At 31.0% G+C, this 16,876-nt stretch carries 13 protein-coding genes and 2 pseudogenes; all 15 read right to left on the bottom strand.

From position 1 onward, the window contains the following. Positions 1-110 precede the first annotated feature (110 nt). Positions 111-1,580, bottom strand: coding sequence for a restriction endonuclease subunit S (locus ACU68Y_RS06820; RefSeq protein WP_446755646.1), 1,470 nt, complete (start codon positions 1,578-1,580; stop codon positions 111-113). After that, positions 1,580-3,049, bottom strand: a complete 1,470-nt coding sequence (locus ACU68Y_RS06815; protein WP_446755647.1) for an N-6 DNA methylase — start codon at positions 3,047-3,049, stop codon at positions 1,580-1,582. The genes ACU68Y_RS06820 and ACU68Y_RS06815 overlap by 1 nt, the downstream gene beginning before the upstream one ends. Position 3,050: 1 nt before the next feature. Continuing rightward, positions 3,051-5,393, bottom strand: a complete 2,343-nt coding sequence (gene hsdR, locus ACU68Y_RS06810; RefSeq protein WP_446755648.1) for an EcoAI/FtnUII family type I restriction enzme subunit R — start codon at positions 5,391-5,393, stop codon at positions 3,051-3,053. 641 nt (positions 5,394-6,034) lie between these two features. After that, entirely contained in the window at positions 6,035-6,526 is a 492-nt protein-coding gene (locus ACU68Y_RS06805) for a methyltransferase family protein (RefSeq protein ID WP_446755649.1), read from the bottom strand. 13 nt (positions 6,527-6,539) lie between these two features. After that, on the bottom strand, positions 6,540-7,478 hold the full coding sequence (locus tag ACU68Y_RS06800) for an alpha/beta hydrolase (RefSeq protein ID WP_446755650.1): 939 nt from the start codon (positions 7,476-7,478) through the stop codon (positions 6,540-6,542). Positions 7,479-7,546: 68 nt separating this feature from the next. After that, positions 7,547-8,173 (bottom strand): annotated as a pseudogene (locus tag ACU68Y_RS06795) (L-2-amino-thiazoline-4-carboxylic acid hydrolase). A 27-nt stretch (positions 8,174-8,200) separates the two neighbouring features. Continuing rightward, complete coding sequence (locus ACU68Y_RS06790; protein ID WP_446755651.1) at positions 8,201-8,809, bottom strand: class I SAM-dependent methyltransferase; 609 nt, start codon at positions 8,807-8,809, stop codon at positions 8,201-8,203. A gap of 219 nt (positions 8,810-9,028) precedes the next feature. Beyond that, on the bottom strand, positions 9,029-10,783 hold the full coding sequence (locus tag ACU68Y_RS06785; RefSeq protein ID WP_094225957.1) for a DUF262 domain-containing protein: 1,755 nt from the start codon (positions 10,781-10,783) through the stop codon (positions 9,029-9,031). Positions 10,784-11,149: 366 nt separating this feature from the next. Beyond that, a pseudogene (locus ACU68Y_RS06780) lies at positions 11,150-11,657 on the bottom strand (hypothetical protein). Positions 11,658-11,667: 10 nt separating this feature from the next. Then, positions 11,668-12,414 carry an alpha/beta fold hydrolase gene (locus ACU68Y_RS06775; RefSeq protein WP_446755652.1) on the bottom strand — a complete coding sequence of 249 codons (747 nt, stop codon included), beginning with the start codon at positions 12,412-12,414 and terminating at the stop codon, positions 11,668-11,670. 34 nt (positions 12,415-12,448) lie between these two features. Beyond that, on the bottom strand, positions 12,449-13,282 hold the full coding sequence (locus ACU68Y_RS06770) for a class I SAM-dependent methyltransferase (RefSeq protein ID WP_002836967.1): 834 nt from the start codon (positions 13,280-13,282) through the stop codon (positions 12,449-12,451). A gap of 21 nt (positions 13,283-13,303) precedes the next feature. Further along, positions 13,304-13,930 (bottom strand): DUF6796 family protein, encoded by a 627-nt coding sequence (locus tag ACU68Y_RS06765; RefSeq protein WP_446755653.1) that lies wholly within the window; start codon positions 13,928-13,930, stop codon positions 13,304-13,306. 274 nt (positions 13,931-14,204) lie between these two features. Beyond that, entirely contained in the window at positions 14,205-15,569 is a 1,365-nt protein-coding gene (locus tag ACU68Y_RS06760) for an ABC transporter ATP-binding protein (RefSeq protein WP_446765329.1), read from the bottom strand. Continuing rightward, positions 15,563-16,252 carry an energy-coupling factor transporter transmembrane component T family protein gene (locus ACU68Y_RS06755; RefSeq protein WP_446755667.1) on the bottom strand — a complete coding sequence of 230 codons (690 nt, stop codon included), beginning with the start codon at positions 16,250-16,252 and terminating at the stop codon, positions 15,563-15,565. The genes ACU68Y_RS06760 and ACU68Y_RS06755 overlap by 7 nt, the downstream gene beginning before the upstream one ends. Next, positions 16,252-16,833: an MptD family putative ECF transporter S component gene (locus ACU68Y_RS06750; RefSeq protein WP_002839646.1), complete on the bottom strand. Its 582-nt coding sequence runs from the start codon at positions 16,831-16,833 to the stop codon at positions 16,252-16,254. Before ACU68Y_RS06750 ends, ACU68Y_RS06755 begins: the two co-directional genes overlap by 1 nt. Between the last annotated feature and the right edge of the window lie 43 nt (positions 16,834-16,876).

Genomic DNA, 16,876 nt, shown 5'->3' with positions numbered 1-16,876 from the left:
ACCCGTTTTTTTGTACAAAATATTTTGTTAAGAGTTATTAAAGCAAGAAAGCTGTTCTGATTAATTTGTTTTCTGATTATTTCACTCTTTACTCCAAAATTTAATATTGATTAAATTATTTTCAGAAGCTCATCACAATATGGTAGCATTTCATCAAGTTTTTCTACAATGCGTTTTTGTTCTGCAAGTGGTGGGAGAGGGATATAAAGTAACCTCAAATAATCTTTATCAATTCTTTGTTGTCCTGCTGTACCGCTAAAACTTTTTACACCACCATTAATAAAATAATGTGATTTGAATAAATTAAAAATATATTTAGAATATAAATAGTTTGAGTATATTCTGATTATGCTTAGTTCTGTTGTACCAGCCCCATGTCCATTAGGTAAATTATTTAGTATTACAGATTTTCTATTTTGAAAACATGGTGTTATTTTTGCTATTCCTATGTCCCCATCAGCAAAATGTGTATATCCTTTTTTAATATCTCCCCATTTTTTTATTTCGTATGTGTGCTTATTTTTATAGCCATCTTCAACTAATGCCATAGGAACAAAACCAACCTTTAAATCATCGTTTAACTGATTTCTAGGGTTTAACTCTACTATATCACCTAATCTTACCCATTTCCAATTTTCAGGTATATCGAATGGAATTTCATCTTCTTTTATTTCTTCTAGTGGTTTTTGTTTTTTTATTTTTCTTTCTTCTACAAGTTTATTTTTTTCTTCTTGAATTTGTTTATAAAGCTCTTCGCCTGTACTTTCTTCAGGTCTTTGCTCTACCAATTTCCCTTTTATTGCTTCTTGAAGTAGTGATTTTTTCATATCTTCAGGGAATTTTTTGTTCAATTCTTCTAGCTTTTGCCAGTTTTTTTCGTACTTATCTACAAGTGGCATAAGCTCTTCAATTTTATCTACTATGCGTTTTTGTTCTGCAAGTGGTGGCATCGGTATTATTGTATTTTTCAGTATAGTTTGATTTATATTTAATTGAGCCATGCCTCTAGCTTTAGATAATAAAATAGATTTCAATCCTAGCATTACATAATACATGTAATCTATGTCTATTAATCCATAAAAATTAATTCCTGTGATAGCTTGATTTGTAGAAGCATCAATTTTTAAAATACCTACTGTTCCTATTGAAGCAAATATTGAATATAACAAGGTGCCCTTTGAAAAAATTTTTGCAGATGAATTGTCAAGTCCTTTTTTTGATATTTTTTCAGTTGTTTTACTAATATACTTATTATTCATATCGGCAATTTTTACCCAAGGAATATCTCCATCCCAATATTGTGGATTTGTACGACTAGGAGTTCCGCCAGCTGTTATGTTGGCTACTTCACCTAATCTTACCCATTTCCAATTTTCAGGAATATCAAATTGAATTTCGTCTTCTTTTATTTCTTCTAGTGATTTTTGTTTTTTAATTTTTCCTTCTTCTACAAGTTTCTTTTTTTCTTTCTGTATTTTTTCAAAGAGTTCCGCTCCTGTTCCTTCTTCAGGTCTTTGGTCTACTAATTTACCTTCTATAGCTCTTTGTAATATAGAATTTTTTAATTCTTGCGGTGTCATTATTGCTCTCCAAGTAGTTTTGTTATTTGATTTAGGATTGTGTCTATGTTTGCATTGAGGGTTTGTCTTTGTTCTTGATATTCATAGATCAAATCCATCGGGTCTAGAATTATTTCTTCTTCGTGTGGGTATCCGCATTGGTCGAGGTTGTAGTTTTGGTCTACTATTTCTTGGGCTGTGAATTTCTTGGATTTGTAGAACCCATCTATTTCTATTTCTTCACGATTATTCCACCAATCAACAACTTTATCAAAATGTTTTAACTTCATTGGTTTTGTCTTGGAGAAATTCTTGTAACCTTCTGGCATGTCCATTCTATAATACCAAGTTTCTTTAGTTTTCCCTGTATTGTCGAAGAAAAGTATATTCGTTGTTATTGATGTATATGGTGCGAATACGCTGTTAGGCATCCTTATAATTGTGTGCAGGTTGAACTTATTGATAAGATTTTTTTTGATATTTATTTTTGCGTTATCTGATCCAAATAAAAATCCATCTGGTAGTATGACTGCTGCTCTTCCATTTTCTTTTAACCTGTACATTATTACCGACATAAATAAATCTGCTGTTTCAGAACTTGCTAAGTCAGATGGAAAGTGGTTTTTTACGTCTTCTTTTTCTGACCCACCATATGGTGGATTCATCAGTATTACATCAAACTTATCTTCTTCTGTATAATCTAATATATCTTTTAGTAGTGAATTATCATGGTAAATATTTGGTACATCTAGGTCATGTATGAGCATATTCGTGATACAAAGCATATATGGAAATTGTTTCTTTTCAATTCCGTAAATCGAATTGCTATAAGCTTCTTCATCAGCAACTGTTTTTACTTGTTTTCTTAATTCTTTTAACCAAGAAGTCAAAAATCCCCCTGTTCCACATGCGAAATCCGCCATTTTTTCACCAATTTCAGGTCTAATCATCATAGCCATGAAATCTGTAACTGCACGTGGAGTGTAGAATTCTCCTGATGATCCAGCGCTTTGAAGTTCTTTTAAAATAGATTCATATATGTCACCAAAAGCGTGGCTTTCTTCGTAGTCCGAAAAATCTATCTCATCAATTACATTTATTACTTGGCGCAAAAGTACGCCATCTTTCATATAGTTATTTGCATCTTCAAAAGTAGTTTTAACAATAGCTTTGTTGATCGGTGTGTCCATATCTACTTGGAGATTTTTCAAGGTTGGAAACAGTCCATTATTTACAAAATCTAATAATTCATCTCCTGTCAACGCTTTTCCTGTTTTGTCATCGTGTGCCCAATTAACCCATCTATATTCATCTGGGATAATAGATTCGTAATTTATATTGTCTATCTCCCAATCATCTTCTTTACTATCGTAGACTTTTAAGAATAACATCCAGGCAATTTGTTCAATACGTTGTGCGTCACCATTTATACCTGAATCGTTACGCATTATATCTCTAAGCTTTTTTACAAAGCCACTTAAATTTATCATTTTAACCTACCTCATTTTCATATATAGCATTCTGTAAATCAATGATTGCACTATTGTATAAATCACTGCCACCAAACTCTTTAATGATTTTTGATGGTTTTCCAAGTCTAATAATTGGATCTAATTTTAGTACATCAATGCTTGTAATTTCTCGTATTCCTTGATTCATATATTTATCTAACAATGCTTCTAAAACTTCTCTTGCTACACCACTATATTTGCTAAAGAAATCGTGTTTCTTTACATTATCTGCTCTTTCTTTTCTTGTCAATGGTTTTTTATCATAAGCAATGTGACAAATAAAATCAAAATCATCAACATTTTCCATGTTGTTCTCTTGCTTCAAAAAATCTATATCTATTCCTGATTCTTCTAACATTTTTCTTATAATCTCTTTTTTTGGATCTTTTCTCCAACTGCGAATAAAATCATCTAAATCAGCATATTCTCCTCGTATGTTTCCTTTAGTATAATCGATTATACTTTCTCGTTTCAGTAGTTTGGAGTTTGTATCATAAATAGAAACTGTCTTGTTGATTATTTTAACTTTCAGTCCATTTTTATCTATAGTAGGTACGCTTCGTTTATCTTTATCGAATCCGTATGGCTCATCTTTTTCACGTACTCTATCTGATTGATGTTTATTAGGATCAAACCCTGTATCAACAATAATCGGTCCATCCCAGTCTGGATCTGCAAATAATCTAGTTACATTTCTAAAATCCATTACTACAAAATGTGTCTTTCCTTCGTTTTCTCTAATTCTTGTTCCTCTACCAATAATTTGCTTGAATTCTGTCATTGAGTTTAGCATTTGGTCTAATACAATCAGTTTCACCATTTTCGTATCTACACCAGTAGATAAAAGTTTAGATGTAGTTGCTATTACAGGATATTTTGAAGATACTGATATGAAGTAATCTAATTTCCCTTTACCAATTTCATCGCTACCTGTAATACGAACACAATAGTCTGGATGATATTTAACTATGTCAGAATTTAAATTGACAAGCGCTACTCTCATTCTTTCTGCCGCATCTTCTGTAGGACAAAATACAATTGTTTTCGCCATTCTATCTGTAGCTTTTAAATAAGCCGTTATTTCCTTTGCAACTTGCTGTGTTCTGTCTTCTATTACAATATTATAGTCATAGTCAGTATTATTGTATATTCTGTCTTCTATTTCTTTGCCATATTTATCTAGTTGATTTTTTAATGGGCGCCATCCTTCTCCAATATCTGTGGTAATGTTGATAACTTTAAATGGAGCAAGAAATCCATCTTCAATGCCTTCACGAAGTGAATAAGTATATATCGGCTCCCCAAAATAATGAGTATTAGATACGTATTTTGTTTCTTTAGGAGTAGCCGTCATACCGATTTGTGTCGCAGAATTAAAATATTCCAATATACGTCTCCACCTAGAATCTTCTTTTGCTGATCCCCTGTGACATTCGTCAACTATTATCAAGTCAAAAAAATCTGGATTAAATAGTTCAGAAAAATGTTCCTTGTCATCATCTCCGACTAATTGCTGGTACAGAGAAAAATAAACTTGATGAGATGTAATTGTTGTAGAATCATCTTTTGCAACATTAATCTTGTGTACAACTTTTTTTAATGGCGCAAAGTCTTGTGAAATTGTTTGGTCAACTAAAACATTTCTATCTGCTAAGTATAATATTTTTTTCTTTTGACCACTTTGCAATAAACGATACACTATTTGAAAAGCAGTATATGTTTTACCTGTTCCTGTTGCCATAACAAGAAGCAATCTATCTTTTCCTTTTGATATTTCTTCAAGAGTTCTATTTATCGCAATTCTTTGATAATATCGTGGTGGATAGGTGCTTTTACTAGAATAGTATGGTTGTTCAATAATTTTTTCTTCTTGTTCTGTAATTCCCATTCCATTATTTTTTTCGTCTTTAAATCGTCTAATCAATTCTTCCTCAGTAGGGAATTCAGACATAGAAAGCTCTCGCTCTTTTCCTGTCAAAAAATCATGCTCCATGAAACCATCACCATTAGAACTATAAGCAAATGGCAAATCAAGCATCTTTGCATATTCAATTGCTTGTTGTAAACCATGAGAAACACTCTTTCGATTATCTTTTGCCTCTACAACAGCGATCGGATTGTTGTTATTTAAGTATAGTATATAGTCAGCTCTCTTTGGTCTTTCTCTAAATATTAGATTCCCACGAATATTAATCTTTCCGTCTGTAATTTTAGTTTCCATAGTAATCTTGTTTTTATCCCATTTAGAGATAATAGACGGTGTAATATAATGAAGTTTAATATCTTCTTCGGTCATTTGTTTTTTATTTAATATTTTACTCATTTCACGACCACCCGTAATTCTTAAATTTATGCAGTTTATTTTCGATGTATACCTATATTATATAGCATACCTTCTTGAATAAGATAGTCCTGTTGAAAGAATTCAAAAATTTTATAGATTAATCTGTAATAGCAAAAAAATTAATCCAGAATATTAATAAATTTTAAGTTTTCTTCTAAATTTTCAATATCACATATATTCTTGTTTTATTTACGATATAATTCATCGGATCTATCTTCTATTTATATCCTTACCTTTAAATTCAACAATGATTCTATTCATTTTTTATTGATGCATTAACTTATTTTCTTAAAGGTAATTTGTATTTCTCCATAAATAGCAATTTATGTTAATTTAAGGCAGCATTTATGTGTAATATTTTTACCTATTATTTATTATCTTTATCTAATATTGAATACTTTTGAATAATTTATTCCCATGCAAGTTACTTTAGTAGATTTTCATTCAAGTATTTGGCGTGTTTTCATTCAAGTATTTGGCGTATTTTCATTCAAGTATTTGACGCTTTTTCATTCAAGTATTTGGCGGTTCAGCTTTATATTTTTCTGTATTTACTATCTCTTCCTAAAATTATCCATAAAAAAGCACCTACAACTGTAGATGCTCGTATAGAATTAATTTTATTTTCTTCTGATCCGTGGTATTACTCGATTTACTTGTTTTAAATATATTTCATATTCTTTTCCAAATTCATTTTTTAACCATTTTTCTTCTGTATTTTTCATTAATATTGTTAAAAAAGCCCAAAATACAAATGGAAGTATTAATAAAATATAGTTTGCTGTAAATAAAAGTATACCTGTGAATATAAATATAAATGCTGAATAAACAGGATTTCTTACTATGCTGTATACTTCTGTTGTTATCAACTTTTTTTCTGTAACTTTTTTATTTATTTTCTGAACTATTACTGCTTGTATCCATAAATATATTCCTAAAAGGATCATGAATATCCCAACTATGATAAAAAATATTTTGCCTTTAATCATTTTCCCTTGATAAATGTATCCATTGAGATGAAGCCATATCCCAGCGATTGTAAGTATTAGACAAGTAATTACATATATTGGCCCGACACCGAATATCGGCATTTTAAATTTTTGTGATTTCATTGTCTGTCCTCAATTATTGTCCTAACAATTCAATAATTTCATCCTGTGCTTCTCTTCCCTCTCTAAAAAATCTCACCAATGGATAGCAGTGGCACATTCCTTTCCCAACAATAATTTCGTATGGGACGTGGTATTTTTCCATTGCTTTTTTAAAGGTTTGCGCAAAGGCGTAGAGGCATTCATTTTCTCCAAAATAAAAATATGTTTTCGGAAAACCGGTAAAATCTCCTACAGTTCCATCTAGCATATACTCAGGTATGTCTTCATCGCCTTTTGCGATTTCTCTTGCAGTTTTAATATACGTCGGATCAATCATTACATCCTTGTAGTTAAGTGCATTTACTCTTTCCCAAATTTCTTTGTTTTCATCGACAGTTACATCTGGAATTCCTCCTGGAGATACCGAAATAATCTTGCCTGGCATTGGAAGTGGTCTTCCTGTGGCGTTGTTGTGCAAAAAAATCCCTAGTGATAGACAAGCTCCTGATGAAAATCCAAGGACGCTGATATTTTCTGCCTTGTAACTTTCGGTCATCATCCTATAGGCTTCAAATGATACTTCATATGTCTTATCTATCTTTACATTTTCTGAACATAGTGGATAAAATAAAAACCAAACATCTTTTCCGGTTTGTTCCATTATTCTTTCCGATAATTTAAAATCCAGTTTATTCGGTTGTGTAATCATTCCTCCGCCAAATAGATAAAGAACTGCACCGTCGGCGGGCGTTTGATTTTTTTGATATGAAATCAGTCTGTATCCCATAACATCCCTATCAAAAAGATAGTAATTTTTTCTCGTAGCCCTTGCCTTTGCCTTTTCTAAATCAAATACTATTTTTGCATTTTCACCTTTTGCATACTCAAGCATCTCTTCTTTGTTCTTTAAAAACATTTTTTTGACTCCGATAAGTCTTACTATTGTCGATGCAATTTTATAAGTTAAGCTCATTTTATTCTACTCCAATAATAATAAATTAATCACAAACTTTACCAATTTCTTATTCATATAACATTGGTTCATTCTCTATCTCCTGTGATAAAATAATCACAACAATCTGCTCCATTTGCTATCGTGCCTTTTCTATGTAAAACTCCATGTTGAAGACTTATCATAACCTCATCCAATTCACAGAATAGCGGCATTAATTCATGTACCCCAAGCTTTTTAGTATATGTACAAATAGGACAACGAGTAATTCTGTAATAACAGGCGCCCTCATATGGTTCTCCCTCAAAATCGACCTTAAATGATGTGGGATAGAGTTTTTCTTTTTCCTCGGTATACCATTTATAATACTTAACTATATTTTTCTTATTGGCCTTTTTTCCTCTCTTAGTATTTAGATTAATTAATGAAAAAAATCATTTGACAAAATACAGAGAGCGACGCATCATTTCCTGGATGGTCTCTGGAGGAATTTCTTTTTCACTTGCTAAATATGGCGCAACAAATACAAGAGCGAACATCTCATTGTATGCCATTGGATTATCATCTCCGATATCATCTGCTTCTTCTACTAGTTTTCGATAAATTATTTTGCTTTTTTTGAGGATATCCCTGGCATACTCTTTTCCATATCTTTCCACCAAAACTTTTTTCATAGGATGTCGAAACTGATAGAAATAAAAACTGTGATATTTCATTTTTATCCTTGCCTTTCTTTGTCTTTCCTATTTTCTTGCGATAAATACGAGTTGTTGTTTTCTATCTAAATGATATTCAAAATTAAATCCCAATTTTCCAAGCATTCTTGTTAAGTCGTAGGGTGTGTATACTTCCATTTCTATCATATGTGCTAATTTTTTTACATCTCTTCTTTTCATAGATGATACTTCATTGCATATTAAAAATTGTCCGCCCTTTTTAAGCACACGATAAATTTCTTTGAAACATTCTTCTATATCATTCCAAAAATAAATAGTTTCAAACGCTGTGACGATATCTATGGATTCATCTTCAAAAGGAAGGCTTTTTACGTCTCCCAATGAAATCTCGCATCTTCCAGACTCAATCGCTTCTTTATTTATCTCACTAGCCATCTTTACACTTGTTTCTGAGTGGTCAATTCCGTAAACTTTTTTTGCTTTAGTTAAAAAATATTCTATGTTACGACCCCCGCCGCAGCCCAAATCTAGGACAATATAATCGTTTTCAATGTTTATGTAAGACCTTCCCCAACTTGCCAATTTTTCATGTCCTCTATTCATGCTTTTTAACATAAATCTACCGCCAAAATTGTCTTTCGGTTTTCTAAAATTTTCAAAAAAACGCTTAAACATTTCCTCCTCCTCTTGATACTTATTCTCATCTATATTATACCACGTTTTCTTATTTTGATTTATTAGAAAACTTTTTCTTTTGAAGGTCTTGCTCTATTTTAGATTTTAGGTCTAACTTTTGGGGCAGGTCAATATCCCTCACTGTATAAAGTGAAATTTGCCATCTTTGGTAACGAAATTTTTAAAAAAAAAGCAGACCATTAAGATCTGCTAATTTAACTATCCAATAATACTCTTAATATATTTTTTTATATTTGCTTTTCTATCAATAATAAAATCCTTAAAATCTTTTATTTCCAAACTAATTTCATCAGATAAAAATAAATCATCATGTGTCTTGTTTTCCGCATCAACCCATTCTTTAAGAGACTTATCCTTCTTAGATTCATTTTGCCTTCCGTTTAATAATTGCAAATTAGCAACTCCATTCCAGTTTTCTCTTTTCTTGGCAAAATCTTGAACTTCATATGGAATCAAATTATTAAATTTTTTCTCGTCAGTGAAAATGGTTGACGGATGTAAATGATCTTGATGAAAATCTTGGTTTGAAAAATCCAAATTTGAATACATTAAATGCAATATGTAGTATGCATTATTAGAATCCTTCTCTGCTTCTAATAAACCATCTATAAATTCGTCATCAAAACTATAATTTCTTGCCGGATCATTTTTAAAAGCATCCATTAGCTCTTTATCCGGAAAGTCTTTTCCTGAATTCGCTTCCAAAACAGACTTCATTTTCTTTAGAACGGAATCAGTTTGTCCACCGAATACCGACTTAATAAACGTAAGTATTAACCATTTTGCTATTCTATCTTTATTTTCTTTATTCTTGTAGATAGGACTAGAAATAGTTGTTTCTAGATTGTTATAGTAGATATAATATATTATTGGAATTGCTGCATTTTTTGCTCTAAAAGTTTTGTCATTAAATCCTAAAGATTCGAATAAAGAAAATGCTGCAATTATGCTTTTTCTTACTCTACTCCAATTATTTTCAAATTTATTAACATTTTCATATGTGAAATTTTTTAATTTAAACTTTATGTCTTCATTAAATAGTACTAAACAAGTTTTTAAAACAAAATCTTTATCAATAATGAAACCAGGACGCCCAATCATATAAACTTCCTCTACTAATTTTTCTATTTCCTTACGAGCATCTATCTCTTTCCAATTAGCAGACGCAATAGACATAAGTAAATCCGAAAAAGATAATTGTGTCCCTCCACTATTAGTCCTAATAAAAATTTCAAGCACTTTATCAGGTTCTTGTTCTTCTTGTAGATAATAATTTATTAACTTGTCTATATGAATAACTTGAAATAATTGATTTAATGTCTTGTCAGCATAATTATTCTCATTTAGTTTATTATCATCTAGATACTTATCAACTTTATCTTTAGTATCTAGGTCTAACACTTCACCGACTCTAAACCAAAAATATTTATCTCGATCTTTATCAAATTTCTCTAAATCTAATTTTGACAGAAATCTAAAATCAAATTCCTTTTGATTATCATATTCTTGATTTATAGGTGCAATTAAATTTAAATATAATTCTCTAGTAGGAATGCATTCTTCTGTATCTTTCCACCATTTTCTAGGCATTTTATATGCATAACTACCTCTTAAGCCAATGTATAAGCTTGTTAATCTTTGTTGTCCATCTATAACTGCATCAAAATCAGGAACTCCCCTTGTATCAATATCTCTATTATTTTCCGAAAAGAATTCTCTGTATCTAGTTATAAACTCATAGAATTTATAGCCTCTTTTTATTTTGCTATCTGTTATCTTCCAAAACATAAAAGAATTAATAGGATACCCTTGCATAATACTATCAAATAGCATCTCAATCTGATTACTCGACCAAGTAAATTTTCTTTGAATTGCTGGTAATAAAAATTGTCTAGTATGGATGTTATCTATTGCATCTTTTATTGTAATTGGAGATTGAAACTCACTGCTCATCTTATTTTCTCCCTAAAAAATATATATTAATTATATCATTTTTCGGTATGATTTTCCATTTTAAAAGCAGGCAGATTTTACTCTGCATGCTTCTTTTAAACACTATTTAAAGTCTTTCAGCAATTCTCTCATCTTGTCCAATATCTTATTTCTTCTCTTTATGAGAGCTGGATGAGATATTTTTTTAGTTTCAGCTACTGAACGAATTGTTTAATCATTTAAATAAAGTGTTATCATTAATTTCTTCTTCAACAATTTTAAAAAGTCATCTATTATTGTTGAATCTGCATAACATAATTGCCTATAGCTTTCAACAAAAGCTTTTTCTATTGCGACTTCTTGTATTCCTTTCTTTCAAATTTTATTTTATAATCCAAGTAGCAGCACTATCCACGCTTCTACTATAGATACGATTGGAATTAGTAAAAATGGCACCAAGATAAAATGTTCCTTAATGGCCAAATGTTTCATCCAATTTCCAAACTCGTAGTCCTCATGTCCTTCTGTACCCGGTATGACTATCCTATCCTTGTACTTGCCCTGGAATAAAAGTACATCCAATAAAAAGAAATCTCCCAAGTTTAATATTATCCACTGAATATAGCTCATCCAAAAAAAGATCTCTAAGCCCTCTTATTCCAGTATGTAAAAGAGAGCTCACTCCATATATAAATACGATTCCTGAAATTATAATAGTAAGTATTGTATTTATTCTTTTTTCTTCTTTCGTCATCTTCTCTGGAGCAGAATTTTGTATTTCTTTTGGATAGGAATCGAAGAAAAATCTCGGGTTAATCAGTACGAAAGCTGCCACTGCACCGTTAAAGATAGCAGCCATTGCAATTCCATCTAATATTGCTCGTCTTATATCCATAATATTCTCCTTATTTATTTTCCAAAAATAACTTTAATTTCTCAGCATATTCTTTGGGATGTTCGTGGAGAAATTGTCCGTGGCCCATTCCTTCAAATACTTCTGTTTCCATTTGTGGAAGATACTCTCTTAATATCTTTTCACTTTTTTCAGGGATTGGCTCTTCGCTCCCCCTCCAAAACATTACTGGATTTGAAAACTTGGCTAAATTTTCTGGGACTTTGTAATGATAGATAAACTTGCAGGCATTCTTAATAGTATTTTTCGAAATTTGCGGATAGGCCATTTCTATTACGCTTAGATTATCCTTGCCCATAATCTTATCTAATAAAAATTTAGGTATTGGTTTTTTGTTTTTGATTCTACTTGTCCCAATGACAAAAGCATAGGTAAAAGGCTTTGCCATCAAGCCCAACTCGGCAGTAATCGCCGCATCTAAAAGTACTTTCGAAACAGAAATATTTCCTCTTCCAATGAGTTCAACTGCGATGGTTGCTCCCATAGAAAAGCCGCATATTCCATAGACAGTCCCGCCCATTTCATTTAATATGTAGCTTTCTATTGAATCTATGATTTCTTCCATTGAAGTTAAATCTTTTGGATTACTTCCATAATGTCCGTCCAATTCACAGAAAATTACAAAATAATCTTGCAAATAAGGCAAAAGGGGGTTGAAACATAGGTCTGCAGTTGAGGCAAGCCCATGAATAAATAATATTGACTTATTATTTCTATTTCCATAGGTAATAAAGTTCATTTAATTCCTCATTATCTGAATAAGTTTTTATTCCCTATCTATGTTTTCTACCGATGAACAACATTGAACCTGCAAGACTCAAAAACTTAGCTTCTCTATGCCCGACAAACATTCCATTGGTCGTGTCTATTAGTTTTATATCTTCGTATCCTTCTTCTTTAAGTTCTTCGATAAATTTTTCTATATCTCCGTAATTTGATTTCTTAATCAAATCATGTATGACAAAAACTCCACCTTTTTTAAGAACACGCAAAGTTTCCAATAGTAGTTTCTGCTTATTATGTCCCATTATATTGTGATAAACGTAGTTGCTTGTCACCACATCGAAGCTTTCATCTTCAAATGGAAGATTCACTGCATTTCCTTCTTTAAATCTCACATTTTCTATTCCCTCTAATTTTGCATTATTTTCACAGAGTTCCTTAGAAAATTCAGTTTTATATGAGCCACTCCAAATATCACAGCCCACCATGGTCGCTTTTGGATTTCTTTTTGCACAAGCTATGGTAAGTGCACCGCTACCACATCCTACATCAAGTCCAACTCCACCATCTGGTATCTCAACATATTGAGCCACACCTTCTATGATAGTTTTGGCGAGTTTCCTCTTACCCCTATAGTCAAATGTTCGATACATAACATAAAGCATAATTGAAGAAAATAGAAGTATCAAGACTCCAATTCCTAAAATAATTCCACAGATAATCCTATGAGTTCCACTGAAAACAAGGTCTGTCCCTGCGAAAATTATAAAGAGAATAAAAGTAATTACGGTTGCTCCGATAAAATTTCTAAGTAAGCTTTCAGGAACCCAGTTTCTATAATCAGGTTTTGTTTTCTTGTTATCAATAAAATTTAATTGTTCCATAAACATTTCTCCTGTGAATTTTTAACTAAAGTTAATAAGTAAAGATAAGTAGTAAATAAAAAATATTATGTTAAGCCAACCTCCACGAATAATCATATGTAGTCCTTTTGGCAATCTCTCGGCAATTGGAGTCAAAATTATAAGAAATATGGGTGTAAATACGGCCTGCCATCTTGGAAATACTGTGAATCCAAATAAAATTATCAATGCTGTTGCTATATTTGCTAAAGCCATTATTCCAAAAACTATTTTTGCTTGAAATTTTAAAAATTTTAAAAATTCATCGAAAGCTCCATTATTTTTGTGTCTTGATAAAAGACCTAAGTAGGCACACTGCATATGATAAGCTCCACCAAGTATGATGCCAAACGTATTCATTAAAAATACAAACCAAGCAAGATTTAAATATTTTTCTTGGCTTGCCAAAACAATATGGTAAAATCCAATGGAATATATAAAGGCACCTATTGGCCCTAAAAGACCACCAATGTATAATCTTTTTATGTTGACACTTTTCATTATGCCAATAATATTATTTATAGTATCCCTGCCATCGTAATCATTTGGATCATAATATAGGGTCATGTCTCCTAAAAACATCAGGAATGAACCAAAAAGACCAATTATTATACTCATGTATAAAGTCACAACTAAACACCTCTTTTTATTTAGATGATATCTATTATCAGTATAATTATAGCATATAACGCTGATTCCTTTCAATTATGTGATGTACTACGTTAAACTAAGCAAAAAATAAAGACAGTCAATAGACTGCCAGTTTTTATCTCTCATCTCTTTAATTAAGGTAAGTAAATAAAGAATTTGCCTAAAGATACGGAAAATATTAATACCATAAATAAATATCATGAAATTTATAAATAATCTCCCTGTTCTATTGATATGTTTAACAGGCTCTATTTTACAATTCAAAAATCTCATCTGCAACTTCGTTTAAAAATTCTATATCATGGGAAACAATAAAAATTATTTTATCTTTATTTCTATATTTTTTGATTAATTCCGATATTTTCATCATATTGGAATAATCCATACCACTTGTAGGTTCATCGTAATAGACAAATGGAGAATCCTTACACATAAGAGATGCTATTGCAAGCCTTTGCTTTTGTCCTCCTGACAAACTCATTGGATGCCTTTCAATAAATTCATCTAAGCCTAAATCTTTTAAAATGATTTTTGCCTTTTCTTCATCAAAATTCTTTACTCCTAGGCTAAGTTCCTTGAATACTTCATCTGTAAATAATTGATGATTTACGTCTTGCATAACAAGTGAAGAGTTTTTCAGTCTTTCTTTTTTAGATAATTTCTCTCCCTTAAAATAAATTTCTTCTTTTGATTTTTTCTCAAGACCAATTAAGCATCTTAATAGCGTTGACTTTCCTCGTCCATTGGATCCTATTATGCCATAAATTTTCCCAAGCTTAAATGAGATCTCTTTTACACTTAAACACTCATCATCAGTAAATTTGTAGTTAAGATCTTTTATCTGATACTCTCCCTCTCCTTTTAAATAAGGAACTTCTAATTTGCTTAATTCTTTATCCCTTAAACTTAAAGCGTTCAATTCATTTTTATCAAACTTTAAAAATTCACTTCTAGTATAAGTTTTTTTAAGTTTGCCTTTATCTATCAAAAATACACGATCAACTATATCCATCAAATAATAAATTCTATGCTCTGCTACAATTATGCTTATGCCTTTTTCTTTTAGTATTTTAACCATTTGTGTCAAAATACTTATGCTTTTAATATCCAAATTCGATGAAGGCTCATCCATTACAATAATCTTTGTGCCTGCTATATAAGAAGCTGCAATGCAAAGAATTTGTTTTTCACCGCCGGATAGATTAAATATATTTCTGTTCAATAGATTTTTTATCGGGAATATTTCAAGCATGTCCTTTAAACGCCTGTCCATCTCTTCTCTTGCAAGTCCAATATTTTCTAAATAAAACAATAATTCTAATGTCGTATTAACATTAAAGAAATATGTCTTAGGATTTTGAAACACAGTTGAGACAAGCATTGAGATTTGATAAAGCTCCAAATCTTTTATATTTTTACCATCAATAATTATTTCGCCCTTTGTTTTTGCGTTATCATACCTTACAGCTAGTCCGTTGATAGAATTTATTAAAGATGACTTACCACTTCCGCTTTTTCCTGTAAATAGCACACACTCTCCCTCGGATATTGATAGTGATATATCATCTAATATATGCTCTTCGCCATAATCAAGACTTAGATTTTTAACTTCTACCATATTAAGCCTCCCACAATAAGTCCAGCAACTGCTAATACATAAACAAAATCAATTATCTGTATCTTTGCTCGAATATATCTAGTCTTGGCAATTGGATTTTCTATCGCCTTTGTTTCTGCTGCTTTTGCAATGTCATCTGCAATGTTTGAAGATATAATTAGTAGTGGTACTGAAACATATTCAAGATATTTGATTGGGTTTTTAAAATTTATACCCCTTACTCTCATAGCCATTTTGATATTTTTCTTCTCCTCTTTAAAAGATGGGAAGAATCTAAACATAACCGCAATAGGTATGGAAAGATTTTTTGGAATTTTAAGCTTATCCATTGATGAAATTATTGCACCTACATCAGAGGTCTTTATCATGAAGCTAGCTGCCATAAATGGCAATAAAAACATTCTGAAGATAATAAATAAGCTTAAAAACATCTTAATTATTGGATTTATATTAGATAGCACCATAAAATTAGGTAAAGCATATAATATTGTGCATAAAATTATCCATTTAAAAAGTGTTTTTTTGTATCCATTTAAATAAAACAAAATCCCAATAAGACAAACAATCGCTAGCTCAAAACGGATGTTTAAGCTATGCACAACAGTTAAGCCTGTAAGAAATACGACTAATATCTTACTTATTGGATTGGGGTTAAAGGGAACATTTGAAGAAAAGGTAGGCATTATACAATGCCTGCTTTTTCAAAGTGTTTTTTCAATAGAGCCTTGCCTATATATGCTCCAATTATTCCTCCTAGAAAAGCACCTAAGGCTACTAAGGCCATGTGAGGATATGTTATTAGTTTTTCCATTGCATCAACATAATCTTTTCCCATCATCATAGATAATTCAATATATTTCTCTTTAGCTAAAAGCATTTGCATTAAAGAGCTACATATCCATGTGCTAAAAACTGCATAAGAAAGCATATTGTATTTAAAGGAATTGTAATTACCAATCTTTCTAATTAATTCTGCTATTGTCATTACTATAAGTGATAAGACTGCAACTACATAAGTATGTCCCATAGCAAACATCACAAGCGGTGATATCATACCTAGAATAAATAATGCCCATGGTTTTTGAACCTTAGCCATAAATAACATAACTACAGTTCCTGCAACTATGGCTAAAACTGTTGGGTAAACTAAAAACAATATTGGGATCATGCCCATCATGCCAACACCAAACATCAAGACGAAATAAATTACGGCAAAAACACCGATACTTACTAAATCTTTGACTTTTAATTTTTTATTATCCAATTTAAACCTCCTAATAAATAAATTCTTCTGTCATTTTTATTTT

It is taken from the genome of Finegoldia sp. P1-F-LS, from assembly GCF_052932205.1.
The sequence above is the reverse complement of the archived record's forward strand: the minus strand, read 5'-3'. Positions and strand labels throughout refer to the sequence as shown.

Excerpts from the sequence above, each read along its gene's own strand:
- ACU68Y_RS06820 (WP_446755646.1), bottom strand. The coding sequence starts at position 1,580 with ATGACACCGCAAGAATTAAAAAATTCTATATTACAAAGAGCTATAGAA.
- ACU68Y_RS06815 (WP_446755647.1), bottom strand. The coding sequence starts at position 3,049 with ATGATAAATTTAAGTGGCTTTGTAAAAAAGCTTAGAGATATAATGCGT.
- hsdR (WP_446755648.1), bottom strand. The coding sequence starts at position 5,393 with ATGAGTAAAATATTAAATAAAAAACAAATGACCGAAGAAGATATTAAA.
- ACU68Y_RS06805 (WP_446755649.1), bottom strand. The coding sequence starts at position 6,526 with ATGAAATCACAAAAATTTAAAATGCCGATATTCGGTGTCGGGCCAATA.
- ACU68Y_RS06800 (WP_446755650.1), bottom strand. The coding sequence starts at position 7,478 with ATGAGCTTAACTTATAAAATTGCATCGACAATAGTAAGACTTATCGGA.
- ACU68Y_RS06790 (WP_446755651.1), bottom strand. The coding sequence starts at position 8,809 with ATGTTTAAGCGTTTTTTTGAAAATTTTAGAAAACCGAAAGACAATTTT.
- ACU68Y_RS06785 (WP_094225957.1), bottom strand. The coding sequence starts at position 10,783 with ATGAGCAGTGAGTTTCAATCTCCAATTACAATAAAAGATGCAATAGAT.
- ACU68Y_RS06775 (WP_446755652.1), bottom strand. The coding sequence starts at position 12,414 with ATGAACTTTATTACCTATGGAAATAGAAATAATAAGTCAATATTATTT.
- ACU68Y_RS06770 (WP_002836967.1), bottom strand. The coding sequence starts at position 13,282 with ATGGAACAATTAAATTTTATTGATAACAAGAAAACAAAACCTGATTAT.
- ACU68Y_RS06760 (WP_446765329.1), bottom strand. The coding sequence starts at position 15,569 with ATGGTAGAAGTTAAAAATCTAAGTCTTGATTATGGCGAAGAGCATATA.
- ACU68Y_RS06755 (WP_446755667.1), bottom strand. The coding sequence starts at position 16,252 with ATGCCTACCTTTTCTTCAAATGTTCCCTTTAACCCCAATCCAATAAGT.